At 38.4% G+C, this 25,363-nt stretch carries 21 protein-coding genes, 1 tRNA gene and 2 riboswitches; of the genes, 16 read left to right on the forward strand and 6 right to left on the reverse strand.

What is annotated here, in order from left to right:
* The first annotated feature begins 293 nt into the window (after positions 1-293).
* Positions 294-1,343 carry a M14 family zinc carboxypeptidase gene (locus tag ACFO3D_RS17655; RefSeq protein ID WP_390299271.1) on the forward strand — a complete coding sequence of 350 codons (1,050 nt, stop codon included), beginning with the start codon at positions 294-296 and terminating at the stop codon, positions 1,341-1,343.
* 131 nt (positions 1,344-1,474) lie between these two features.
* Positions 1,475-1,547, forward strand: a tRNA-Val gene (locus ACFO3D_RS17660).
* A gap of 122 nt (positions 1,548-1,669) precedes the next feature.
* Here the strand turns inward: ACFO3D_RS17660 and ACFO3D_RS17665 are convergent.
* A complete protein-coding gene (locus ACFO3D_RS17665; protein WP_390299274.1) occupies positions 1,670-2,125 on the reverse strand; it encodes a hypothetical protein in 456 nt (151 codons plus the stop codon).
* Positions 2,126-2,673: 548 nt separating this feature from the next.
* Here ACFO3D_RS17665 and ACFO3D_RS17670 point away from each other — a divergent pair.
* The 5 genes from ACFO3D_RS17670 to ACFO3D_RS17690 all read left to right on the forward strand — a co-directional run bounded on the left by ACFO3D_RS17670 (position 2,674) and on the right by ACFO3D_RS17690 (position 8,059).
* Complete coding sequence (locus ACFO3D_RS17670) at positions 2,674-4,170, forward strand: spore germination protein (RefSeq protein WP_390299278.1); 1,497 nt, start codon at positions 2,674-2,676, stop codon at positions 4,168-4,170.
* A 29-nt stretch (positions 4,171-4,199) separates the two neighbouring features.
* Positions 4,200-5,267 carry a Ger(x)C family spore germination protein gene (locus ACFO3D_RS17675; protein WP_390299281.1) on the forward strand — a complete coding sequence of 356 codons (1,068 nt, stop codon included), beginning with the start codon at positions 4,200-4,202 and terminating at the stop codon, positions 5,265-5,267.
* On the forward strand, positions 5,267-6,364 hold the full coding sequence (locus ACFO3D_RS17680; protein WP_390299284.1) for a GerAB/ArcD/ProY family transporter: 1,098 nt from the start codon (positions 5,267-5,269) through the stop codon (positions 6,362-6,364). Before ACFO3D_RS17675 ends, ACFO3D_RS17680 begins: the two co-directional genes overlap by 1 nt.
* A gap of 278 nt (positions 6,365-6,642) precedes the next feature.
* Positions 6,643-6,762, forward strand: a complete 120-nt coding sequence (locus ACFO3D_RS17685; RefSeq protein WP_390299944.1) for a tautomerase family protein — start codon at positions 6,643-6,645, stop codon at positions 6,760-6,762.
* A gap of 337 nt (positions 6,763-7,099) precedes the next feature.
* On the forward strand, positions 7,100-8,059 hold the full coding sequence (locus ACFO3D_RS17690) for a DUF3231 family protein (RefSeq protein WP_390299287.1): 960 nt from the start codon (positions 7,100-7,102) through the stop codon (positions 8,057-8,059).
* 358 nt (positions 8,060-8,417) lie between these two features.
* Here the strand turns inward: ACFO3D_RS17690 and ACFO3D_RS17695 are convergent, their stop codons facing one another.
* Positions 8,418-9,020 carry a helix-turn-helix domain-containing protein gene (locus ACFO3D_RS17695; protein WP_390299290.1) on the reverse strand — a complete coding sequence of 201 codons (603 nt, stop codon included), beginning with the start codon at positions 9,018-9,020 and terminating at the stop codon, positions 8,418-8,420.
* Between the two features lie 249 nt (positions 9,021-9,269).
* Between ACFO3D_RS17695 and ACFO3D_RS17700 the strand changes: the two genes are divergently transcribed.
* From ACFO3D_RS17700 to ACFO3D_RS17710, 3 genes are all read left to right on the forward strand, one after another.
* Complete coding sequence (locus tag ACFO3D_RS17700) at positions 9,270-9,554, forward strand: hypothetical protein (protein WP_390299293.1); 285 nt, start codon at positions 9,270-9,272, stop codon at positions 9,552-9,554.
* A 578-nt stretch (positions 9,555-10,132) separates the two neighbouring features.
* Positions 10,133-10,366, forward strand: coding sequence for a hypothetical protein (locus tag ACFO3D_RS17705; RefSeq protein WP_390299296.1), 234 nt, complete (start codon positions 10,133-10,135; stop codon positions 10,364-10,366).
* Positions 10,367-11,205: 839 nt separating this feature from the next.
* Positions 11,206-12,192 (forward strand): acrylyl-CoA reductase family protein, encoded by a 987-nt coding sequence (locus ACFO3D_RS17710; RefSeq protein WP_390299299.1) that lies wholly within the window; start codon positions 11,206-11,208, stop codon positions 12,190-12,192.
* A 66-nt stretch (positions 12,193-12,258) separates the two neighbouring features.
* On the opposite strand, the gene ACFO3D_RS17715 is transcribed toward ACFO3D_RS17710, so the two are convergent.
* Entirely contained in the window at positions 12,259-12,642 is a 384-nt protein-coding gene (locus ACFO3D_RS17715; protein ID WP_390299302.1) for a nuclear transport factor 2 family protein, read from the reverse strand.
* A 319-nt stretch (positions 12,643-12,961) separates the two neighbouring features.
* Between ACFO3D_RS17715 and ACFO3D_RS17720 the strand changes: the two genes are divergently transcribed.
* Complete coding sequence (locus tag ACFO3D_RS17720) at positions 12,962-13,126, forward strand: hypothetical protein (RefSeq protein WP_390299304.1); 165 nt, start codon at positions 12,962-12,964, stop codon at positions 13,124-13,126.
* Positions 13,127-13,164: 38 nt separating this feature from the next.
* Positions 13,165-13,290 (forward strand): DUF6254 family protein, encoded by a 126-nt coding sequence (locus tag ACFO3D_RS17725; RefSeq protein WP_390299307.1) that lies wholly within the window; start codon positions 13,165-13,167, stop codon positions 13,288-13,290.
* 93 nt (positions 13,291-13,383) lie between these two features.
* On the opposite strand, the gene ACFO3D_RS17730 is transcribed toward ACFO3D_RS17725, so the two are convergent.
* On the reverse strand, positions 13,384-14,910 hold the full coding sequence (locus ACFO3D_RS17730) for a BCCT family transporter (RefSeq protein WP_390299310.1): 1,527 nt from the start codon (positions 14,908-14,910) through the stop codon (positions 13,384-13,386).
* A 337-nt stretch (positions 14,911-15,247) separates the two neighbouring features.
* Between ACFO3D_RS17730 and ACFO3D_RS17735 the strand changes: the two genes are divergently transcribed.
* Entirely contained in the window at positions 15,248-16,492 is a 1,245-nt protein-coding gene (locus ACFO3D_RS17735; protein ID WP_390299313.1) for an MFS transporter, read from the forward strand.
* A 137-nt stretch (positions 16,493-16,629) separates the two neighbouring features.
* Here ACFO3D_RS17735 and ACFO3D_RS17740 read toward each other — a convergent pair whose 3' ends face one another.
* Positions 16,630-17,196 (reverse strand): DUF4256 domain-containing protein, encoded by a 567-nt coding sequence (locus ACFO3D_RS17740; RefSeq protein ID WP_390299316.1) that lies wholly within the window; start codon positions 17,194-17,196, stop codon positions 16,630-16,632.
* Positions 17,197-17,390: 194 nt separating this feature from the next.
* Between ACFO3D_RS17740 and ACFO3D_RS17745 the strand changes: the two genes are divergently transcribed.
* Positions 17,391-18,287 carry a fructose bisphosphate aldolase gene (locus tag ACFO3D_RS17745; RefSeq protein ID WP_390299319.1) on the forward strand — a complete coding sequence of 299 codons (897 nt, stop codon included), beginning with the start codon at positions 17,391-17,393 and terminating at the stop codon, positions 18,285-18,287.
* A 235-nt stretch (positions 18,288-18,522) separates the two neighbouring features.
* Here ACFO3D_RS17745 and ACFO3D_RS17750 read toward each other — a convergent pair whose 3' ends face one another.
* Positions 18,523-19,134, reverse strand: coding sequence for a trimeric intracellular cation channel family protein (locus ACFO3D_RS17750; RefSeq protein WP_390299322.1), 612 nt, complete (start codon positions 19,132-19,134; stop codon positions 18,523-18,525).
* A 27-nt stretch (positions 19,135-19,161) separates the two neighbouring features.
* Positions 19,162-19,236, reverse strand: a riboswitch (glycine riboswitch).
* Between the two features lie 2 nt (positions 19,237-19,238).
* A riboswitch (glycine riboswitch) is annotated at positions 19,239-19,329 on the reverse strand.
* A 242-nt stretch (positions 19,330-19,571) separates the two neighbouring features.
* Here ACFO3D_RS17750 and ACFO3D_RS17755 point away from each other — a divergent pair.
* Together ACFO3D_RS17755 and ACFO3D_RS17760 are read left to right on the forward strand one after the other, a co-directional pair.
* Positions 19,572-22,958 (forward strand): phosphodiester glycosidase family protein, encoded by a 3,387-nt coding sequence (locus ACFO3D_RS17755; RefSeq protein WP_390299325.1) that lies wholly within the window; start codon positions 19,572-19,574, stop codon positions 22,956-22,958.
* A gap of 406 nt (positions 22,959-23,364) precedes the next feature.
* Positions 23,365-25,290 (forward strand): PTS mannitol transporter subunit IICBA, encoded by a 1,926-nt coding sequence (locus ACFO3D_RS17760; protein ID WP_390299328.1) that lies wholly within the window; start codon positions 23,365-23,367, stop codon positions 25,288-25,290.
* Positions 25,291-25,363 lie beyond the last annotated feature (73 nt).

Raw genomic sequence — 25,363 nt, forward strand, 5'->3', positions numbered from 1 at the left:
TTTGAGAAAAACCAAGAAATTGTACATAGGTGTCCAAAATTAGGGGGCTGGACCGGATTCGATGATATCCTCTGAAATTCGATGATAACCCCCTAATGAATGCTGAAATTCGATGATAAAATCAAAAAACCGATGATAAATCCTATCGACATGAGAAAAAAGTCGTATCACTGTACTATTGACCCATTATAAGGTGCTGCTTTTCTACCAATCTTGCCCCGGTGGGAAGGACATTTGCAAAAAATGTTGAAACCTGTATAACGAGCAAGAAAAAATTCAACAGGAGGAATTATATGAGAAAGCATTTAATCATAGCAGCGATAAGTGGAGCACTGGTACTTGGAGGTACTGCAATCACTTCACCTGTCGTAAATGCAGCAGGAAACGGACCCGAGTACCAGGGACACGAAACCATCAACACACAGATTCTCCACACATATCAGGAAATGATGACTTTCCTTGAAACGCAAAACAAAAAGCAGGCGCAAATGGAAGTGGAAGTGATCGGCCAAACGGTTAAAGGACGCGACATTCCACTAGTTAAATACATGAGCGACCCCGCAAATCCTACGATTCTATATCTTGCACAGCAGCACGGTGATGAGGCATTGACCACCGAGGGGATGCTCGATTACATCAAGTCTCTTGGCACCGGAAAAAACAAAGGCGTGCTGGACAACGTTAATATACTACTAATTCCAATGTACAATGCCGACGGGGCAATGGGTGATGTGAATTATGAACTGGAGGATTACGCAGCAAAAGGACCACGCCACCTGACACGCTATAATGCCAACCAGGTGGATCTTAACCGTGATCACGAAGCACGTACCCAGCCGGAAACACAGGCGTTGCACCAAAATGTCCTGCAGAAATATGACATTGATTATATGATTGACCTGCATCACCAAGGAGCGCAATGGGTGAAGGACGATAAATATGTATCTGGAGCAATCTTCTATCCGTATCCAGAACATACAAAAGCGGACGTCCTTTATAAGTCCAAACAGCTCGGAGCGGTCGTTTATGAAGCAATCGAACCAAAAGGCTGGGGACATCTAGCAAAATATGCCGGTAAAGGATCAGCATATGGAGCAGGAATCGGCGTGTACGGCATCGCCAATGAATATGATATTTCAACACTTCTACTAGAAATGCGCGGTACAGCCGACAATGCTTTTGACTTCGAAGTCCTTGGTCAAAAAAGTAACGGCTACCTGACCAAGCAGTCGGTAATCGGAATGGAGAAAACAGCCCAGGCAATCGCCGATGGATCTGTTCTTAATGAAAGCATTGAATTCTGGGAGGACCTGCCTGTACAGGAGTCAATTCTAGAAGATTAAAATATATGTGGAATCCCGCTCTATGCTTGGTTGTGGAGCGGGATTAAAATTGTAACAGCTTGGTCCAAAAACATATTGACAAAAAATAAGGAACTGCTATATAGTTAATGATGTCGATAATTTTATATCATGATTCCGTAGCTCAGCTGGGAGAGCGCATGCTTGACAGGCATGAGGTCGTTGGTTCGAGCCCAATCGGAATCACTCTGAAACAGAAGCCTGTAACCTTTATATCTAAAAGGGTACAGGCTTTTTTGCACTTATACAGCATTAAAAAGAGCAGCTGATAGAATATTTGAGTTAATCATTATTTGGCAAAAGAAGCATTATTTTAGTGGTAATTCAGCGATCACGTTTGTACCATCTAGTACTATTATTTTGGCGTTTAAAGCCATTTTTTTAATTTTATCTGAATCACTCTTATGTTTATAAATATACTCTGCATGAAAATCACCTATTTTATCAGGAGGGATTCTTCCTGTACCACCAAATCCAGCAGGCTTCATTTTCTTATACTTTGTATTAGGTAGCATTTTCATGAATTGTTCTAACTTCTTATTTGGAACTACAACAACTTCTATTCCAGTATATTTGTAGCCAGGATAATCAAACTCCGTTCCAATTGTAGTGGAACCGGTATTCTTGATTTTTAAATCATAACGGATTATTTTCTCAGGTACAATTATTGTGGTATCCACATCTATTAATTTCAGGTGATTTTGATGACTAAACCCTGATAGAAGGAAAAGCGAAATCATAATTAAAAACAGTAATCGTACCATATAATAGCCTCTCCATTCGTAAGTGTTTCTCATAGTTATGCTTCTAAAATTGGTTTAATATGCATTCTCATATGTGAAACCTCTATCTTTTATAATTTATACACAAGAGGAAGGATTATTATTGGTCAATAATTTAGTTTAAACTTTTTTTTGCAAAGCAGTAGATTAGCTTTATATGGCATTTAAATTCTATATGTTTTGGCAGGATATTAAGAACTTTTCATTTGTATAGAACTAATTGTGGAATGACTTTTATATTGCGTAGTAGACTATTACTGTGCAGTAAAGTTCTTCATTTTTAATGGACTTTTTGTAAGAATGTACTTAAGCTAACTGAACAGGTAAGTTCAATAAAAAATGATTTCCTGTAAGTTGAAATAGGAGGAATTATAGATCTATTGACGTTTTTTACTCTGTTTTTAATCCCTTTTTCTTGTGTCGAAATCAGCATGAGTATTCATCGAACACAAATACATAAAACACCAGAAATCGCCTAAACTAACCAAGAATAATACTTGATTGTTTTCATATGGGGAGGTGAGTGTTCCTTGAGGAATTTCATAAAACAAAAAAACAATTCAATACATGATTTGTTTAAAGAGGTTTCTAAATCTGATGATTTTTACCAATTTTCCACTAAAAACCTCAATGAGTCACCCATATATTTTTCCTATTATAAGAGCCTTATTGATGAAAAAAAAATTCATCATCATCTCCTTCCATATATTCAATCTGCAGAGGAGGTATTTACAGAACTTACGGATGTAATGAATACCATACCTATAGAAGATCGAGAAATCACTTCCGATGCTAAAGTATTCATAAACAAACTGACAAAAGGGTACATATTCATTCATTTAACGAAAACTCCTGAGAAAGGTATTTTGGTTAATCTTTCGAATGGAATGAAGGGTTATAGAGATTTTAATAATGCTGAACATGAATATAGTGTAATCGGACCAAATGTGGGCTTTGTCGAAGATCTTGATACAAACCTCAGCCTATTGAGAAGGCAAATTACATCCGAAGATCTTGTTTTTAAAGAAATTACTAAAGGATCTCTTTCAAACACTCGGGTTATGATTGGATATATTGATGGAATTACAAATCCACAGCACATTCAAACCATGAAACAACGTCTTGAGGATTTAGATATGGATGTTATATTTGATAGTTCAATTCTAGATCAGATTATTTCTGATAACGCAAAAACACCTTTTCCGCTATTCATGTCTACAGAACGTTTGGATCGTACAATCTATATGCTTTTACTTGGACAAGTAATCGTTATTAGTGACGGTTCACCTTATGTTATCGCAGGACCTACTAGTATATTTAACTTTTTTATATCACCAGAGGATTATTACTCACCGTGGTCAGTAGGGTCTTTCTTTCGATTAATACGATTTATAGGTGTCCTCTTTTCAATTTTGGCAACACCAATTTATGTCGCAGTATTAACACACCATTATGCAATCATTCCGGAAGATCTGTTAACCCCGTTAATCATGTCAAGGGCAAATGTCCCATTTCCTCCTTTACTGGAAGCATTATTTTTAGAAATTACAATAGAACTCTTGAGAGAAGCAGGAGGCAGACTTCCGACAAAAGTTGGACAAACTCTGGGAATTGTTGGAGGTATTGTAATTGGGCAAGCTGCGGTTCAAGCTGCACTTACAAGTAACATTTTATTAATCATCGTAGCCCTTTCAGCACTTGCTTCTTTTACTACTCCTATTTTCAAGATGTCTAATACCATTCGGATATTAAGATTCCCACTTATTCTCTTAGCTGCAATTTGGGGAGGTTTTGGGGTAACCCTGGGTCTTACTTTTATCCTGTGCCATCTAATAAGGTTAAAATCTCTTGGCATGCCCTATTTGGCACCTCTATACCCATTCAGGTACAGAGATTTAAACGATAGTTTTATTCGGTCTTCTTTAAGCGTCACGACTAAACGTTTTACCTTCTTTAGACCTCTAAAGTTGCATAGGTACAATGTCAAAAAGCATAAAGACATCGAGGATGACTATAATAACGAATAACTTATTCCTTTTTCAAGAGGTTGTGGGCCATGATGAAATTTTTAAAAATCCTATGTGTCATGTTGTTAATAGTAGGATGCTCTAGGAATAAAATAGTCGAGGATTTAAAAATAATTGAATCATTAGGCTATGATCTTGAAGATGATAAAATAAAAGGGAGCGCCTCTTTCCATGTTCATTATGATGTACCAGCAGGGGCACCAGTAAAGCTTCTTACAGCAGAATCCGAAACTGCAAATGGAATATTTACGACGTTTACGCAACAAGTACAACACCCTGTTGCAATTGGAAAAACAAGAACAATAATAATGGGAGAACCTTTTGCAAAAGAAGGCATTAAAGATTTAATTGGTACTCTTGTCAGAGATACAATCATAGAAAGCAATGCAAAAATGGCAATATCAAAGGTGGATGCTGCTGAAGTCCTTAATCTTTCTATGAGATTTCCACCCTTTTATCTCTTCGATGTAATTGAACAAAATATAACACACGGAAATACGCCACAAACGAACATACATACAGTATTAAATCAGTACTATGGTGCTGGGCAAGATGTTTACTTGCCGGTCTTAACCATTTATGAATCTGATAAGATAATGGTTGATGGTTTAGGAATTTTTAAGGGTGACAAATTGATGATGCTCCTTCAGGATAGGGAAGCGTTCCTCTTTAAGATCATTAAAGACAAAAATATTAGTGGTACTTATGAGTTCATCAGCGAACAGAAAGAGAAAATCTTTCTAAAAATTATGTATGGAAAACGAAAAGTCTCCATTCAAAATACTCATCAAAAACCACAGGTGAAAATTAAACTTGATTTGTTTGCTCTTATTAAAGATTACCCAAGGTCTCTTGATCTTTCTAAAAAGAAAGATGTAGATAAATTATCTAAAAAGATCGAAAAAGAATTAAGCACAAAAATTGAAAAATTATTGGAAGAGTTTAAAGAGGAACAAGTAGATCCTGTGGGATTTGGAGATTTATTTAGAAGTGAAAAACGGGATTGGACGCAAGATAGCTTTAATGATCAATACCCAAATTTAGAGTTTGAAATTGAAACGAAGATAAACTTTCTAAAGACGGGAGTGAATGGATAGTGGAGCAAAATAAAAAAGAAAACTATTTAGTTTCTACTTTTTTTGTTTTCTTTTTGATTCACTCCTCTCAAACAGGAATTGGTCTTCTGAGCTTCCAGAATACGATTATTGAAAATGCAGGATATGATTCATGGATCTCAGTTATTATCACTGGTCTAAGCCTTCATATTATATTATGGATGATACTAAAAATGGTAAGTAACCCTACCAAAGACTTGTTAAAAATCCATCAAATTTCGTTTGGTGAAAAGACCGGGAATTTTTTATCGGTTATTGTTATTGGATACTTTTTACTTTTGGCTCTTACCGTTTTTCGTACTTATATAGAAGCTATACAGGTATGGGTATTCCCAATGATCAAAACTTGGGAGCTTAGCCTGGGGTTAGCATGTCTAATCATTTATATCATTACCGGAGGATTCCGAACATTGACGGGAATAAGCTTCCTAGGAGTGGTTCTACCTTCTATTCTTCTGTTAACGTTATATTTTCCTTTACAATATGCTAATTTTAGAAACCTAATGCCGGTTTTTAACCATTCAATTCTGGAAATAGCTCAATCCTCTAAAGCATCTTCCCTTATATTTATTGGGTTTGAGTCCTTGTTGATTTACTTCCCATTTATTAAGCACCCTTCTAAATCTGCAAAATGGGCACATGGAGCATTAGCATTTACAACTTTCATATATCTATTAGTTACATTAATAACCTTCATTTATTTTAGCCAAGGTCAACTTAAGCATACATTATGGCCGACATTATCTATGATTAAGATTGTTGAATTTTCTTTTATCATGCGAATCGAATTTATTTTTATCTTTACTTGGCTTTTGGTTATACTTCCAACCGTCTGTATTCCAATCTGGTGTTGTACGAGGATCTTAAAGAAAATAATGAAAGTTAAACCAAGGAAATCATTATATACGATTATGCTATTCATATTACTTTGTAGCATCTTTATTGATGACCATCTGAAAGTAGATGCACTAAGGAAATTCACCTCAGAGGTAGGTTTCTATTTTATATATAGCTACATTCCACTCTTATTTGCCATTTATTCCCTACGTAAAAGCAAATTTAAAAGCTCTGAGTATTAAGTTGTATGAAAACCTAGAAAATAGCTACTTTGAAGAATCTGGTGTTTAAGTAATTCAAAAGTTTTTCTATGTTTACTTTTCGACTTTAGTTATCTTACTGCTATTTATGCAGTTAGTACTAATTGGAGCAATGTTTCTAGTAAGCGGAATTCAATATGACCCAGTACCAAACATGGTAAGTTCTTCATTAAAATAATATTGAAAGAAAGAATATTCATGCCATACGTAAATATTAAAATGACAATAGAAGATGCTACTCCCCAAAAAAACGTGAGCTTATAAAATGCACAACACAATTACTTGTCGATGTCTTATGGAAAAATCCAAACACAACTGTAGAAATGATTGATGAAATTGATACTGGTAATTTTTCCCCTGCTTTTCTTCAACTAAACTGATTCTATACTCAATAAAAAAGTCCTACTCCTTCTTGAAGGAAAGCCCCCGTTTGTTGAACAAATATCTTGATTGTTTCAGACAGTTCTTTATATTGAATTGATATTGTATTTCTTTCGACTTTTTGAAGGAAGTTCGTTTTAGATATTAACTTCAATATTTTTGAATCATTATATTACCAACATCAGTTTGGTCAGATATATAAAATGTTGTTCCTTTTCGAAAGGTTCAATCCTAACACGGAAATTCTATGTGTGTTTAGGAAGAATTACTGATTCATGAATAATCAAGAATTTTATTGACAAACTAAAAAGAATTAGGTCTTGAGGGGGTATAAGAATGAACGTAAATGAATTAGGATTCCTTTGGTACTTACAATCAAGTTCAAACATGATCAATTTATTATTGAAATATCTTAGTGAAACTTCTGAGGATACTGATTTAAGAAATATTTTAAATGAAATGTATGAAATCTCTACATATCAAGAACAAGAGGCTACTCAATTATTGTCTGAGGAAGGTTATAAAGATACACCGTTCTTCAGGGAAGATGATATATATAGATCAACAACAAAGCTATTTTCAGACCAATTAATTATAGAAATCTTAAAGCATATAACGAGTAATGGATTGCGACCGCTTGCTATTCAATATGTTGAATTAACAGATTATAAAGTAAAAAATTTTTATAAAAAACTACTCAATGATGTAATTCAATTAGATTTTTCTTTATTAAAATTACTTAATGATAAAGATTTATTACAAAATAATTCCTTCTCTTACAAAAAAGCAGATGAAAGGGATGGGAAACTATTCAAAGTTGCATCAACTCAGCAACGGCCACTTAATGCGATAGAATTGGCAAATATGTTCAGTTCCCTTCAATGTAACAATGTTGGAGTTGCTCTTTGTATCGGTTTTTCTGAAGTCGTAGAGGATATGGACACAAAGAAATTTATACTAGATGGGAAAAAGTTAGCATATTATCAATCAGCCACTTTATCTGATATCTACAGAGAAAATGGAATTCCAACTACAACTGGACTAGAGGCTCACGTTAATAAAGTAAAGGAATCACCTTTTTCAGATAAATTAATGGCAAACTTAATAATGTTCCTAAATCCAGTAAGTATAAGCAATCTACAAAATGCAGTGGTATCCAGTTATAAAAAGGATCATATAGATTCTTTAAAGGAACTAATCAAAATGGTTGAAGACTACTCAGAGAAAGGGCTGAAGTTATTAATAAGGAAAAATTGGTTTAATGAACCACCTGTGTCTAATTGGTCACATAAATAGAAACGGTGGCAGGTGCTAATCAAGAAATGGTAATAAGATAGTCTTTTTTCGGGTGCTTATGTTTAAGAAGAACAACTAACAAAAAAATTTATCTGCTGCACAGTACAACGATACTGTTGAAGAATTAACGAAGAGACGATTACGTTTAAATGTAATCGTCTCTTCGTATTAGACACGTACTGCGTAATAAATATGCCCATTTTTTGGTGATTTTGTGAAATGACGCACTTAAGCTAATGGGAAGCTTAGTTGAATAATCCAATAATACCAAAGCAAAACATCCATACATTTGGAAGTTTTGCTCTTTTGCTAAATATAAACATTAAACTTTAACAGAGCCAATAAAAAAGAAGATCAATCATTGCTCTTCTTCCTTAGTGATTTCATTGTTATTTATTTTTTCGACAAACTGGGAAATATCAAGAGAACTTAATTCTAAGTAACTTAACAATCTTGTTTTATCTTCAAGTAGCTTTTTTTGGACTTCCTCTAAGACCTTTTTTGCCTTTTCTTCATCCCATTTAATCTTTTGTTCTACTTCATTTTTTGCATTGCTCTTCAAGGCTTTTAAACCCCACTTTATTCCAGCTGCGGTAGCAATCGCTACACCGATTCCAGGTAGCGCAGCACCTAAGCTACGCGACGCCGTAGCAGCAATAGTTCCAGCTGACAATAAGGAAGAACCTGAAATCACTTTAATGTAAGCATTTAGTGAATCTGGAGACTTGTAAGCAGATGGATTAATTTCCTTGACTTCTTTTATGCGCTTCTTGATTTCGTATGAAATGGATATGAAAAAAGCAAAGGCTAAAGTTTTGGTTAATCGAGACGGATCCTGTTCAATTTTGACAATTGTGGGACGGCTTACTCCCATTTTTTTAGCTAAATCCTCTTGAGTAAGATTTAATAACTGTCGGATATCAGCAAAGTTACTACCAAGCATTATTAAGTAATTATTCATATTAACACCTCTCTTATATTATTTTAACTTAAAGGAAAACTTATTTCAAAAAATAAAAATTAAAACTTAGTGTAAAAATATTTACATTTTGTAATAGTAACCCTATAATGTAAATAAATAAACAATTAAAGTTTGGAAGAGGTGGAAAAAGTATGAATTTCAACCTATTTAAAGAAATTTTTCTCGAAGTATTGAAATCAATTGAGAATGTCACCAAAAATCTAAAATAGGAGTGAGGGGGTAATGGGATTGAATAATGTTGTTGAATTTGTAAATGAAAAAAAAGAAGCTGTAATGGACTGGGGAATTAAGACAGTGAGCGTTACGATTGGAACGGCATCAGGAGGCGCAGCTGGTGGATCATCAGGTGCAGGTTTAGGTGCGGGTATTGGAATGGTTATAGGAGGTCCTCCTGGAGCAGGTATCGGGTTTGCAATTGGTAGTTTTGTTGGAACAGGTTCAGGAATAGCAGCGGGTGCAGTAGGTGGGAAAAAAGTGGGGAAAATTATCAGTCAATCATTAAAGGAGGACTAATGAAATGAAAAGGATATTTCTAAAAGGTGCTGAAGAAGGAATTAAAGAATTCATCAACTTAATAACCAGAATTTTAAATAAAAAGTATTAGAAGTTCGTTCTTATTGCGGGGTCAGAATAGGGGAGTTTTTGCTAATGTTGACTTCCAAGATGGTAAACTAGTGGACTAATGGAGTTATGCCACCAGGGTGAACTGAAGGACTTGTACAGGCATCTAAAGGTTATTTCAGAGTAAGTAGATAGTCAAAGAAGGATACCTCTTCTTTTTGTCGAACATTATAATATAGGGAAAGTTCCTAAATAGTCATTGATAGGAGGTGGGTGCTGAACAAACATGGGTAAACGCTTATAAAGGCATATGCTTGAAGTAAAGATTCAGATGTGAGGAGTGAAATAATGAATACATGTGAAAACTGTCAACAATCGTTGTCTGGCGGCGACTTAACTCTTCCTTGGGAAGACGGAGATAATTCTTATGCATACGTCACATGCCGACACTGTGGACATGAAAATATTAAATACGGTTTTGGCGAAGATGATGACTAAAGGTCCTTCTTTTCTTGAAAGGAGAAAAATATATGAAATGCCCAAGTTGCGAAGAGCATTTTAATGTAAGCGAAACTAGATCATGGTTTAATCACTATTATAGTGGAAGTGCTGAATGGGATTATGATAATGATCTATTAGAACGTTTATGTAAAGATTGTGCCGAGGACGATGTAAATTCTAGATGGATGGATGGAACACTTAAAGCTGCTGATGGGGACCCACCTCCAGAAAGTCAGAAAAAATGGTGGAATTTAAAAAATTAAGTATTTTTTCATAAGTAAGTAAATTTCATAAATCATAGCTAGGGGCGCTTATGTTGAACAAGACCTGCCATTTAAAATAATATCTTTGCTGCACAGTACAACGATACTATGCAATTGAAAATGATACCTAACGACCGAGAGGATATACGTAAGTAGTAAAGAAAAGACCGCAAAAATGTGTAAGGTTATTAATTACCCAAAAAAGTAAGCTGAACCAAAAAACTGTATTATAAATGTTGCACTCCTATTTATTATAACAGACCAACTACTCATTAACTTGCTAACAGTTTTGCTAACATACATATTTTTTTAAACAGATTTCAATTTACCAGTTAGATTCAAAATTCCTCGTATCCCTACTATACCGCACTTTTATAAATTATTTTAGTTGAACTCTTTATTAGCTGGCAAATAAGATTGACAAGGTGGAGGTCGTTGGTTCGAGCCCAATCGGAATCACTCTGAAACAGAAGCCTGTATCCTTTATATCTAAAAGGGTACAGGCTTTTTTTGCAATTCTTAAATAACGAAGAGTTTGTGTTGGCGGTTAACAGTTTATAACATTTAAGCAAAAAAAGGACGGAGATATTAACAATATGTAAACTTTAAGACAAACAATGCACAAGTACCATTATGCTGTATATTTTAAAGCCATAGATTTAAAATTGAGCTTTGGCTCCAGAATAAAGTTTGCAATAATAACTGGCACCAGAAATTCAAATAGAACACAAGATTGTTTGCGAACTGAATACCCATGTTCATAAAATGCGTTAAGTTTTTTGAGTACAAACCGACAATGTTATCATATTCATAACTGCATTTAGAAGGGATGGTCTTCTATGAATAACTTTAAAGCGTTAGTATTGGACAAAGTAAATGACCAACCGAAGCTGGAAGTAAAGCAATTAACGAAGAACGATTTATCAGAGGGAGAAGTCATCATACGTGTGGCTTATTCCAGTGTGAACTATAAGGATGGAATAGTAGGGATCAATGGCCAGATGGTAGAGTCTTACCCTTTGGTACCGGGAATAGACTTGTCAGGTACAGTAATAGAATCAGCCGATCACCGTTTTAATTCCGGGGATGAAGTAATCGCGACCAGTTATAAATTAGGTACTGGACATTCTGGTGGCTTTAGTGAAATCGCACGTGTGCCTGCGGAGTGGGTTGTTCCTCTCCCTGAAGGATTGACACTTAAGGAATCCATGATTCTTGGTACAGCTGGGTTAACTGCAGCATTGTCTGTTCAGAAGCTTGAACATAATGGATTGGAACCGGGTAATGGTCCTGTTTTGGTAGCTGGTGCTACCGGCGGAGTGGGCAGTATTGCGGTAAATATCCTGGCAAAAAGGGGATATGAGGTAGTAGCAAGTACAGGAAAAACTAATGAGACAGACTATCTAAAAGGTATAGGAGCTGAACGCATCATTCATCGCGATGAAATTGTAGATACTGAACAGAAACCGATTCGCGAGGAAAAATGGGCTGGAGCTGTAGACCCTGTAGGTGGAAAAACCCTTCAGTATATACTCAGCACCTTAAAATATGATGGTTCTGTAGCCACATGTGGATTAACCGGTGGTATTGAAGTTGCGACTACCGTAATTCCTTATATCTCACGGGGTATCAATTGGCTAGGGATTGACTCGGTTGAATGCCCGATGGATAAACGCTTGGATGCATGGAACCGGCTAGGTGATGATTTAAAACCAACAGTGTTAAGTGACGAGCTAGTAAATGAAATATCTTTAGAAAAACTTCCCGAAACGCTGGCCAAAATTTTGGAAGGAAATGTGCGTGGAAGAACAATTGTAAAAATGTAACCTCTTTATTAAAGTGCCCCTACTTAATGAAAGTAGGGGTTTTGAAATGTAGTGGCGGTTTAACAGTTAAAACATGCCATTCTCATTCGGTGAATCTTCAGGTACAGGCTGCCCGATGTCCCACATTTCAACGATGCGATCATCCTGGAAGCGGAAGATATGTACCACTGCGCCTCCATGATCATCTGGATTCTGCTTTACATGCGAGTGTACAGCAACCGTTCCCTCTTCCTCGATAACAAGCTTGACCTCGAATTGTTTGTTTGGACTTTCAACCGCACTTTCTTTCATCCCTCGCATGAGCGACTCAGCATCGCCCGGAAAATAGGCGTTGTGGTGACGAAAATCAAGGCCTATGTAGCGCTTGTATGCTTCCTGAACTTCCCCTGACGCCACCATCTGCAGGAACGAAACTGCAATTTCCTTGTGCGTAGATTGCTCTGTACTCATTTCAATCAACCTTTCCTATCGATATATTTCTTTTTTTAGTTAATAGAAGTATAAGGTATCCGGAAATCAATGGCAATTGCCACAGGTGCCAGAAATATAAAGTAGGCTGTATCGACAGGGGAAGAAATAGAGAAGGGCTGTTACCTGAAGGTCGTTTTAGTATTGTTTGTTGCAATTGATATAAATTTGTTTAGGTAGCAGCACAGTGCAACCATATTAAGACAAGATGGTACAACTTGAGAACTGTTAAAGATCGTACCGATGAATCACATATTTCCACATCCCCTCCTCATACTAAAAAAAGGAGGGAGGGATATGGATGGCAAAGCGAACAAAGAAAAATGATGCTGATCAGAAGAACAAGCATGGATTTGATTCCAGCAAGCGTGATGCAGAGTTTTCAAAAGAAGTTGGAAGTGCCCAGGCTAATCGGGCAAAAAAGGAAGAAGCAAAACAAAGACGAGCCGATCAATGGGAATTTTGATGATGGTACCTTACAAAAAATAAAGGAGTCACAAAATTATGAGCCGTTCAAAAGGACAAAAAGAACGAAACTGGCGAGCTCGAAAGAATGCCAAAAATCCACATGGCAAAGTGAAGTCATTTGAACAACTCGCAGAAGAAGCAGGGAAAGAGGAAAAGAAATAGTAAGGATTAGATAGAGGGCTAGGACATATTAATGTCTAGTCCTCAATCCATTTATAAGAGTTCCTTCCGATGGTTGCCCTTTTTTTGGCACGTTTACTTGTTATCTTCTTTTTTTTCAGTGAATCTTAGTTGTCCAATCCCCATCTCTTTTTTCTCCTGCTGTAACGATTTAATCAAACTAAATACCATGAATCCCAAAATAACCGAAAATGGAAGTGCTGCAATAATCATAGTATTTTGAAGAGCTAGTAGTCCACCAGAATAGAGTAGGGCAAGTGCAGTAACGGAAAGTATAATTCCCCAGGTTACCTTAATCCCCTTGGTTGGATTTTGGGATCCGTTTGTTGTCATCATTCCTAAAACAAACGTACCAGAGTCGGCGGAAGTAACAAAGAATGTAACAATAATGACGATAGCTAATATGGAAAAGCCAATACTAAATGGATAACTTTCCAATAATCCGAAAAGAGATTCCTCGGGTAATAATTTTGATATGGATAATACCCCGGATAACTCTGTTGAGATTGCTGCACCTCCAAAAGTCGTAAACCACAGGAAACTGATAAGTGACGGAGCGAGCAATACGTACAAAACAAACTCACGAATGGTTCTACCCTTGGATACCCTCGCGATAAATACCCCTACAAACGGCGACCAGGCTATCCACCAGGCCCAATAGAAGATTGTCCAGCTGTCAATCCAGCTTCGGGTCTCTTCGTTAACCGGAGCACTTCTAAAGCTCATTTGGATAAAATTATGAAAGTATGTCCCCAGGGTATCCATAAATAAATTCAAGATGAAAAGGGTAGGACCGAGAAAAAGTACAACAAAGAAAAGGAGCACGGAAAGCCCCATATTAAAATTACTTAAGATTTTAATACCTTTGCCTATCCCAGTTAGTGTTGATATCATAAACAGGACTGTAACCACAAGAATAATCATCGTTTGAGTCATGATATTACTTGGTATTCCAAATAAATAAGACAGTCCACCGTTTATTTGCATGGCTCCAAATCCCAGTGATGTGGCCACCCCCATAACAGTTGAAATGACAGCCACGACATCAATTACCCTACCAACAGCCCCGTCTGCATGTCTGCCGATCAGTGGTCGTAATGTCTTGCTGATTAAGCCTGGTTCTCCTTTTCTAAACGTAAAGTAAGCAAGAGTTAAGGCAATACTTCCATATATCGCCCAGGGATGAATACCATAGTGAAAGAACGTAAATCTCATTGCATCCTTGATCCCTTGTTCAGTGCCTAGTTCCCCTGTAGGTGAGCTGATGGCAAAGTGACTAATTGGCTCAAATGTACCGTAAAAAATCAATCCAATCCCAACACCAGCACTAAAAAGCATAGCTAGCCAGGTTGGACGTGAAAACTCAGGCTTGTCGTCCTGTTTCCCAAGCTTAATCTTGCCCACTGGGCTTACCAATAAATAAATTAGTACGATTACGAACACCGATACTATTCCTAAATAATACCAGCCAAAAGTGTTGGTAATAAAACTTTGTGTGCTGCTGGTAATCCTCTCTAACGATTCAGGTATGAATACTCCCATCAAAATAAGACATGTAAGGAGTGCCAGTGATATGTATAAAACAACGAGAGGTTTTTTCATTTTAGAATAACTCCTATCTTTTGTTTATGCGGCTTTTTTTAATTGGAAAACAAATAAGATATTCTCCCCCATATGGCCCAAAATTGATATTCCTTTTTTAGATTGTCACCAGCGGACTAAAATATTCTTATATCTGCTATTCAAAATCGACCGATTATCTGGATGATTTTAGCCATAAAAAGGACATTGATAACTTTAAGAATGGGGTGTGGTGGTATTAGTTAGGGGATAGGGAATAAAGTAACCAAATAATTCGCTTTTGCGCTCAAAAAACAACGGTACTTACCGCTACAACCAACCATATACATAAGTAAATGCGTTATAGGGGTAGGTATGATTGGATAATCAATATAGCCGGTTTAGGTGGGTTGTCTTCGCTGCGGTATTGTTAACTTACTTATTAATGTCGAGTCAGCGTACTGCGCCTGGATTGATCACCGAACAAATCATGCTGGATTTTAATGTAACAGCAACAACAATTGGGTTACTTACAAGTATCCAATTTTTTGTATATACTGGTTTGCAAATCCCGATGGGCCTTTTGGCTGACCGTTATGGGCCAAATTTTTTTCTGATAAGTGGTGCAATCCTTACAGGTATAGGTACGATTATTTATAGTTTCAGCACGCATGAATTTGTATTATTTTTTGCCAGAGCTTTGACGGGTGTGGGGGATGCGACTATTTGGGTCAATATGGTGTTAATCCTGGGCCAATGGTTTAATGCCAGGGAATTCACGCGTTTAATTGGTGTAGCGGCAATGATGGGGAATCTTGGTTACCTTTTGGCAACCGTCCCATTCTCCTTATTGATTGACCTCCTCGGTTGGCGCTCAGCATTTTTTTCAGCGGGACTACTTTTATGCTTGTGTGGTATTTTCCTTTACATTGTCCTCATACGAAAAACAAAGCAACCGATATTTATAAAAAGAGAAATACAACGCGAAAAAACTTGGGCTTTACTGCGGAGAATATTTTCAAAACGGCAGGCATGGGCTTTATTCTTTTGTCACTTTGGGATTGTCGGAACGTATGTGGGATTTATCAGTTCGTGGGGAGTACCCTATGGAATGAATGTATACGGAATGACACGCTCGGCTGCTAGTCAGCTTATTATGCTTGGGCTGATTGGGGCACTTATTGGCGCTCCTTTAGCCGGTTGGATTTCCAGTCGGTTAAAAACAATTAAAAAGCCGTATATTGTTGTTCACCTCATTTTATTATTGACCTGGTCAGTCTTTCTTTTATTTAATGGGAATCCTCCGTTTCGCTTGTTAACAGTGCTTTTCTTCATTATTGGTCTTGCATATGGCGCGAATGCCTTAACATTCGCTGCTGTCCGTCAATCGTTTCCTATAAAAGAAGCTGGCATTGTCTCCGGGTTTGCGAACACGGGTGGGTTTCTAAGTGCCATATTGCTTCCGAGCATTTTTGGAAAAGTACTCGATCACTTTCAGGTTGTGTCGGGAAGTATTAGTGAAGGATATTACTATGGATTCATCACTCCTGTTATTTTTTCTATAATTGGCTTGATAGGGGTAATTTCTCTTAAGGAAAAACGACCGATGCAGGAGGAGTTATAACCCCCTTGATTGAAAGGTTTGGTTAGACAGGTTGATTAAAATGTCCCCATTTTCATAGGCGGCATTGCACAAAAAACCCCAAACATAAAGTATTATGAATAGTAACCTTTAAATTTGGGATTTTTAGCTTGAAATAATCAGACCCTTAACGAGCCACGGAAGCCTCTCGCAGAATAATAGGACTCTGCTCCATTGTGGTACACAAAGACAGTGTCGTAGCGACGATCACAAAAGATGGCCCCACCTAGTTCTCTGATATTGGAGGGTGTTTCCACCCAGCTAGATGTTTTAGTGTCGAAATCTCCAAGTTTTTGCATCTCTCGGTATTGTTCTTCCGTTAAAAGCTCAATGCCCATGTCAGCAGCCATATCAACAGCGTTATTTTCAGGTTTATGTTTTTTTCTTGACTCTAGTGCCTCACGGTCGTAACAAACACTTCTGCGACCTTTAGGACTTTGCGCTGAACAATCATAAAAAATGTATGCGTCATTCTTTTCATCATAACCAACGACATCTGGTTCACCGCCAGTGCTTTCCATTTCATTAAGCGACCATAGTTTTTCAGTATTATTATCCAGCTTTGCCTGGATCTCATTCCACTCAAGACCTTCATGTCGATTCATGTTTTTTTCAAAACGAGCTTTTAATGCTTTGAGTAATTCTTCACGTTGTTCTGATGACAATTCTTTATTACTTTTTGTCATGCTTGTTCCTCCTTATTTCTTTACTCATGTTATTTCAGTTTACAATAAATTATAGGACTAAACCACATTCAATACGGCACCTTAAAAAAGTAGAGGTATCCGAATGCCCATCAATAAATATATTTCCTCTTGAGTGTTACAATGAAAATGTAAATAATGCAATGGAGTCTAACTACTTTTAAGGAGTGAGATGAATGCAGGAAAAACACTTAGAAAAAATGAGAGACGGAAAAGGTTTTATCGCAGCGCTTGACCAGAGTGGTGGAAGTACACCAAAGGCGCTTGCAGCATATGGAGTATCAGAAGACGAATATTCCACCGAGGAAGAAATGTTCGATCTTGTCCATGAAATGCGAACTCGTATTATTACTGCTCCAGCATTTGATTCGGAGTATATTCTCGGAGCCATTCTATTTGAGCAAACGATGGATCGTAAAATCGAGGAAAAGTATACCGGAGATTACTTAGCTGAGGAAAAAGGAGTCGTACCATTCCTTAAAGTGGATAAAGGGCTTGCTGAGCTTTCCAATGGTGTACAAAAAATGAAGCCAATCGATGATCTTGATGAGAAACTGGAAAGAGCCAACCAGCGCGGTATGTTCGGTACAAAGATGCGCTCGGTAATTAAAGAAGCAAATCAGGATGGAATTAAAGAAGTGGTTGATCAGCAATTCGAAATCGGTAAAAAAATAATCGATGCAGGGCTGGTTCCAATTATTGAGCCGGAAGTTAATATTCATAGTTCCGATAAAGAAAAATCAGAGGAAATTTTAAAGCAAGAAATCAAAAAACATCTGGATCAATTAAACGATAATGAACTAGTGATGTTGAAACTTAGCATTCCTACCAAGGAAAATCTTTATAAAGAGCTCATCGATCATCCCCAGGTTATTCGTGTAGTGGCTTTATCAGGGGGCTATTCCAGAGATGAAGCAAACGCAAAATTAAAAAAGAACGATGGCTTAATTGCTAGTTTCTCCAGGGCATTAAGTGAAAACCTGAATGTAAACCAGACTGAAGATGAATTTAACGCAGCATTAAGAGAAGCGGTTCAATCGATTTATAATGCATCAGTTAATAAGAATAGCTAATAATTACGTATTATTAAGTTGACTGATAGCATCATTCGGTCGGCTGGTATTTACCTTTTCCCCCTCTATTTTAACATTAAAGTAGAGGGGTTTATGTCTGCGTCTTGAAATAAATCATGTAGTTTTAGAAAAGAGGGGAAGATTAACTAAATAACGATTCGAAAATAGACACATAAAAAGCTCACACTGAAGTGAGCCTTTCGTGTATAGAGAATGTATAAATCAGGATATGATTTTAATTTTTTTGTGGTTGTTGAATTGTTCTAGTAGGTAAACTCCAGCCGTATCTTTGTGAAATCCCCCGTAATAGTAAAATGATAGCGAAAAGAATATAGAATTGATAGGACTCTGATAACAAATCCATGCCTATAATGAATCCTGCAAAGAGAGCCCATAATAGATAGACATCCTGCCGTAAAACAATTGGCTTCTTCTGCGCTAGCACATCCCGAATAATACCGCCGCCTGCTCCGGTTATCGCAGCTGAAAACATAACAGCAAATAGCGGTAAGTCAATTGATTGTGCATACATTGCTCCCTGAACAGCAAATGCTGACAACCCAACCGAGTCAAAAATATTCCATTTTGTTAAAAGATCAACTGCTTTATTCGACAATAAGATGACGAAACTTATGGTGATAAGAGCAGCAATAAAAAGCGAGGTTTGTTGCCATAATTCTGTGATAGGAATGCCGGTAAAAAGGTTCCTGATAGCACCGCCACCAAAGGCAGTAATTAAACCTAATACATAAGCGCCGATAATGTCGTATTTTACCTCCAGCGCAACCACTGCCCCACTCGCCGCAAAGGCAATGGTCCCAATCATGTTCAATACATCCCAAACCATACAATCCCTCCTATCATTAAGTAAGTATCTCTGTCCTTGTACCTGAGAGTTTTACCTAATTTAGAAGGTTACCCCGTGGGTGTGTGAAACGTTCTCCAGAGAAGCGTCCTGCGGTGGTCTTTTTACCTGAGAGATTCATCTTTTCAAAGATTTGCCCCTTCGGTGACGTCCAACGTTCTCTCCCACAGCAGTCATTCGCTAGTATCATTTTTTATAATTATACAATATAGAGGAGCTGCTTGACCTGTCAAAAATTTGGTGTGCGTGAATTAATGAGTGCTGTTTCTATCAATAACTAGGACCAAACACTTAGCGTAAAAATGATACTTTCTTCCTGCGAAAATTCACAAAAATCGAGCAATTTTTTAACATTCGTTTGCTAGAATGTAATCGAATAGTAATAGAAAGGGGAGATTTATATCAAAAGAAAACGCTGGTTGGGTATTTTCTTAGCTGCCAATGTAATCATGGCTGCGTTTGGTCCATCCGTTCAAGTAAATGCGCAGTCAAATCCTGTGCCAGAGGTTCGGAGTGGGTCATCGGATCGTACGGAACCGATTGTTACGGTTGGTCCGTCGGGAAAGACGCTGCTTGCGAATGAACACACGACTACGATAGGACCTGGGATTAAGCTAAGTAGTTTTGAACGGTTTGATGCACGAGGCTGGTTGAATGGACAGGTTATGACGATTGATCTTTCCGAAGAATCGGTGTCCGCAGATTTACTTTATCCGGGTGTAGTCACTGATGCTAAGCCATTATCGGAAATGGCAAACAAGCTAGGTGCAGTAGGCGGTGTGAATGGAGACTTTTTTGATATTAATGATACGAATGCTCCTTTGGGAACAATGATTCAAGATGGGGAAATAATTAAAGGACCACAAGGATCGCATACGTTGACCGCTGGAGTTAACAAGCAGGGTTGGGGAGAAATAACGAATATTTATCTCGAAGGAACGGTCGATTTGCCTGCCGGTGATGTTCAGTTATCGGCAATGAATCAGTCGGGTATTTCTGCGAATGGAATTGGTCTTTATACATCAGTTTGGGGTGACGAAGCACGTCCGGACGGCGGAAGTTCTGTCTATGAAGTAACGGTTAGTGAAGGGAAGGTAATTGAGGTCTCCGATCAAGTCGGACAAGGAACGATCGCGGAAAATACTTATGTCTTAGTAGGCCGTGAAGCTGGAGCAGACAAGTTAAAGGAGCTTGCTGTAGGGGATAAGGTGTCGGTTTCCTATGCACCTAAAATTGACGAAGATACGTTAATGGATTTTGCGGTAGGCGGAAATGTGAAACTCGTTGAAAACGGGGAACCTGTTGCAAACTTAAATGACAGTACCACGGCACCACGAACGGGAGTCGGCTTTTCAGAAGATGGGAAAACAATGATTCTAGCTTTAGTTGATGGACGCTCGGTGGAAAGTCGTGGAATGACATACAAAGAATTGGCGGAATTAATGAAGGAATATGGTGCAAACAAAGCATTGAATATCGATGGCGGTGGCTCGTCGACAATGGTAGCTCGTACACCGGGTTATGAGGATGCCAAAGTTGTCAATAATCCTTCCGACGGTTCACAGCGGCCGGTGCCAAATGGAATTGGAATTTTTGTGGACGACGGCAGCGGGGAATTGACAAACTTTACTGTCGAGACTGTAATCGATTCAGAATACAGTAATCGAGTTTTTCCCGGTTTGAGCAGAAGTTTTATTGGGCTTGGTTATGATGAAAATTATTCACCTGTAGACATAGAAGGAATAAGCTGGCAGGCGCTTCCGTCCGATGTTGGTTCTTTTGATGAAAATGGTGTTTTTTATGCCAAGAAACCAGGTCAGGCGGTAGCCGAAGCGCAAGTGAATTCGTCAAAAGGTACGCAGGAAATCACCGTTCTTGGTAAACTGGACCGAATAGAAACAACTGAATCCTATTTAAGTATGGAAATGGGAAGAAAAGGTATGTTTTCTGTTACTGGTTATGACGAAGATGGTTATTCCGCACCAATAGAAGTACGAGATATTACACTCGAATATGATAAATCTATTATAGAGATTACAGAAAATAAAGCAGGCGGTTTTTCTGTTGAGCCCCTGAAAGATGGTGGGTCAACAACAATCAAAGTAACCGTACAAGAGAAAGTAACCCATTTGCCAGTCACGATTGGGTTGGAAACGAAAAAGGTTTCTGGATTAGAAAGTGCAGAAGGATGGACTTCTACGAGATATCCTTGGAATGTTGGGGTGTCGATGGACGTGGTCCCAGGCAGAGATGGAAACGGGCTTCAGCTTAGTTATGACTTTACAACAACAACCGCTACCCGTGCAGCATATTTACAGGCTTCCCCGAACATTGAACTCCCTGGTGATGTGCTAAAGATCGGTATGTGGGTTCACGGTGATGGGAACGGGGCATGGCTGCGCACGGTAATTGAGGACGCGACAGGTACGAACTATACGTTGAGCTTAGCCGATAAAGTGGACTGGACAGGATGGAAATACGTAGAAACCTCGCTGCCTGATGGGATCCAGTATCCAGCGAAATTATGGCGGATTTATCCGGTCGAAACGAACCCGAATAATCAGTATACCGGCCAGCTCATTTTTGATGATCTAATGGTGGAAGTACCACCATCAATCGAAATGCCTGAACAAGCTTCGGTGGAAAGAGACCCGATCATCATGCAGAATGAAGTGATTGGAAAAGAACGTTATAAGTTTGCTGTTTTGTCTGACACTCAATTTGTTGCCAAGAACCCTACTAGTAGACAAGTAGAAATGGCACGTAAAGCATTAAGGCAAATTGTCGAGCAAAACCCTGATTTTCTGGTCATCAACGGCGATCTCGTCGATACAGCGTGGAAAGAGGACTTCTCTTTTGCCAAACAAGTATTGGAAGAAGAAGTTGGAGATAGCATTCCTATATACTATACACCAGGAAATCATGAAATTGCAGGTCCTGGAAATCTAGAGAATTTCCTGAATGTATTTAAAGAAAATCGTTATACCTTTGACCATAAAGGTACAAGATTAATTTTGCTGGACTCATCAACAGGAAGTTTTCGGACGAGTGATTTTGATCAGCTTATCGAATTAAAAAAATCACTGAATGATGCAGCGACGGATCCGTCCATCAATAACGTCGTCGTGCTGGGACATCATCCAACACGTGATCCGCTGCCAACGGATAATAGTGACCTTTCTGACCCGAAAGAAGCAGAGCTGATAGAAAATTGGCTAACGGATTTCCGTGAGACATCAAAAGGAAAAGGCGCGATGTATATTAGCAGTCATGCCCATACCGTTCATTTAGAGCGAGTGGAGGGTGTACCATACATGGTCGTTGCTTCAGCAGGAAAATCACCGTATGGCTCACCGGAAAATGGCGGATTTTATGCTTGGACGATGTTTGGTATCGATCCTTCTCCAGTTCCTGATCAAGCGGTGGGACCTGAACATGCTAATGACACTAGCAAAGTAGAAGGAACAGAATGGATTCGGGCAGAGGTCCGTCCTATCCTGGAATCGATTGAATTTGACGCTCCAGAGGAACTGGCAGTAGGAGAGACGGTTAAGTTACATGCAACTGGCGTACAGCAGGGCGGATTGGAATTCCCGCTTCGCTATCCGGCTTCCATCATTTGGGAAGGCAGTGAGAATGTCTTTGTTGGAAGCGGAAGTAAACTGAATAAGGCAGAGAATTCCGGTAAGTATGCTGCAGTGTTTAATACAGAAACAAACGAACTGAAAACATTAGTAGCTGGCGTTATTTCTATTCAAGTTAAATCGAATATGAAGGAAGCTGGTGAAAAAATAGTCATCAAGTAGTTCGGAAGATTAACAAGCTTTTTTATAATTAACAGGGGAGTGGTTTACCTTATAAGAGGTAGACCACTTTTTTGTAATAAAAAAAGAGGCATGATTAAGTTACTGAACTAACGAAACAGTTGAAGAAAGTTGAGTTTCAACTCAAAAATCAGCCTGTATTTGTTTTACGCTTTTATACATTTTATTACTATCACTGTTTTTAAAATACAAACTCATTTTTATAACGAAGTGAGCTCGTACCTATTCAATCACCACCTAGAATAACACCTCAAAAATGAGAAACAATAGGTTTGTCATGACAAGTGCGACAAAGTTAGTTTTCATAGTCATTGAATCCGCCTCCATAACTCCCCTATGATTAAGCTAGAAAGTTATGATGAATGCTTTCAATGAAAGGAAGAGTAAAATGGGTCAATCAAATATTAAAGTTGCAGTACAGAAGTTCGGTAACTTTCTGAGTTCGATGGTATTGCCGAACATAGGAGCTTTCATAGCCTGGGGATTAATTACGGCTTTATTTATTCCTACTGGTTTCTTCCCAAATGAAAGCCTTGCCAAATTGGTTGGACCAATGGTTACTTACCTGTTGCCTTTATTAATAGGTTACACTGGTGGTAAATTGGTTCATGACCAGCGTGGTGGAGTTGTAGGTGCGATCGCCACGATGGGAGTTATCGTCGGAGCACCTGATACCCCGATGTTCTTAGGAGCAATGGTAATGGGGCCGCTGGGCGGTTTCGTTATTAAGAAATTTGACCAGGCGATCGACGGAAAAGTCAGATCTGGATTTGAAATGCTCGTTAACAACTTCTCAGCTGGTATTCTTGGAGGAATTCTTGCGATTCTTGCATTTTTAGGGGTAGGGCCGGCAGTAGATGCTTTTACCGAAGTACTTGTAGCTGGTGTTGACTGGTTAATTGCTGCGGGTTTACTACCGTTAACAAGTATTCTAATCGAACCTGCTAAAATCCTATTCTTAAATAATGCAATAAACCATGGTGTTCTTTCACCAATCGGTCTCGAACAGGTTCAACAAGGCGGACGCTCGATTCTATTCCTTCTAGAAGCGAACCCGGGGCCAGGCCTTGGTGTGTTATTAGCTTTCATGCTGTTTGGAAGAGGGACTGCGAAACAATCAGCTCCGGGAGCTGCCATCATTCATTTTTTTGGTGGTATCCACGAGATATACTTCCCATATGTATTGATGAAGCCAATGTTGCTTTTATCTGTCATCCTTGGGGGGATAAGCGGCGTCTTTACACTTGTTCTATTAGGTGGAGGTTTGGTTGCACCTGCATCCCCTGGTAGTATTATCGCGATTACAGCTGTTACCCCTCCAGAGGGTATGGTGTATGTAGCAAACTTTGCTGCAGTTATCGTTGCGGCGGTCGTTTCCTTCATCGTCTCGGCTCTCGTGCTTAAATCAGGCAAGCAAACTGATGAAGACATTAACGAAGCGACGAAGAAGATGGAGCAAATGAAAGGTAAAAAGAGTTCTGTTGCTGGAAACGTAACTGAAGAAACAGCAGTAAATAACGGAACTTTCCCTGAAAAAGTAAACAAGATTATTTTTGCATGTGATGCCGGAATGGGTTCAAGTGCGATGGGTGCCTCACTTCTAAAAAAGAAAGTGAAAGAAGCGGGACTTGAGGTAGCAATTACAAATACAGCGATCAGTAGTATTCCGGCTGATACAGATATTGTTATCACGCAGGAAGAATTGACACCTCGTGCGAAAAACAAGATGCCCAATGCTTATCACATCTCAGTGGACAACTTCTTATCAAGTCCTGAATACGATAAGCTAATCGCTAGCGTGCAAAATAAAATAACAGAAGAACAGGCAGAGATTGTGGAAGAATCTGAGAAAGATGCGGTAGATGTAGAGCCGAACATGGACAAAGATGATGATCTGTTGCTAGAAGAAAATATCTTTATCGGCAAAGAATTTTCCACAAAAGAAGAAGCAATTCGTTTTACAGGAGAAGCGTTAGTAAAAGCAGGTTACGTAAAAGATAGCTATGTAGATGCAATGGTTGAACGTGAAGAAATTACATCTACTTATATGGGCAATAACGTGGCCATCCCTCATGGAACGGAAGATGCGAAGAAATCTGTTATCAAATCTGGCTTCACGGTTATCCAGGTTCCAGATGGAGTAAATTTTAATGGAGAGCTTGCGAAATTGATCTTCGGAATCGCTGGGAGAGATGGTACACACTTAGAAATCCTTTCAGGTATTGCAGTTATTTGTTCCGAGCAGGAAAATGTCGACCAAATGGTACAGGCTAAAACTGCAAAAGAACTAATGGATATCATCAACAGCAAATAAACATCTCAGGCTAGAAAGGCGGGTATTCCTGCCTTTCTGTTCTGCTTTCCATGCTTTTTCTCTTGAAAGAGGG

It is taken from the genome of Virgibacillus kekensis, assembly GCF_042654125.1.
Taxonomy (GTDB): Bacteria; Bacillota; Bacilli; order Bacillales; family Amphibacillaceae; genus Lentibacillus; species Lentibacillus kekensis.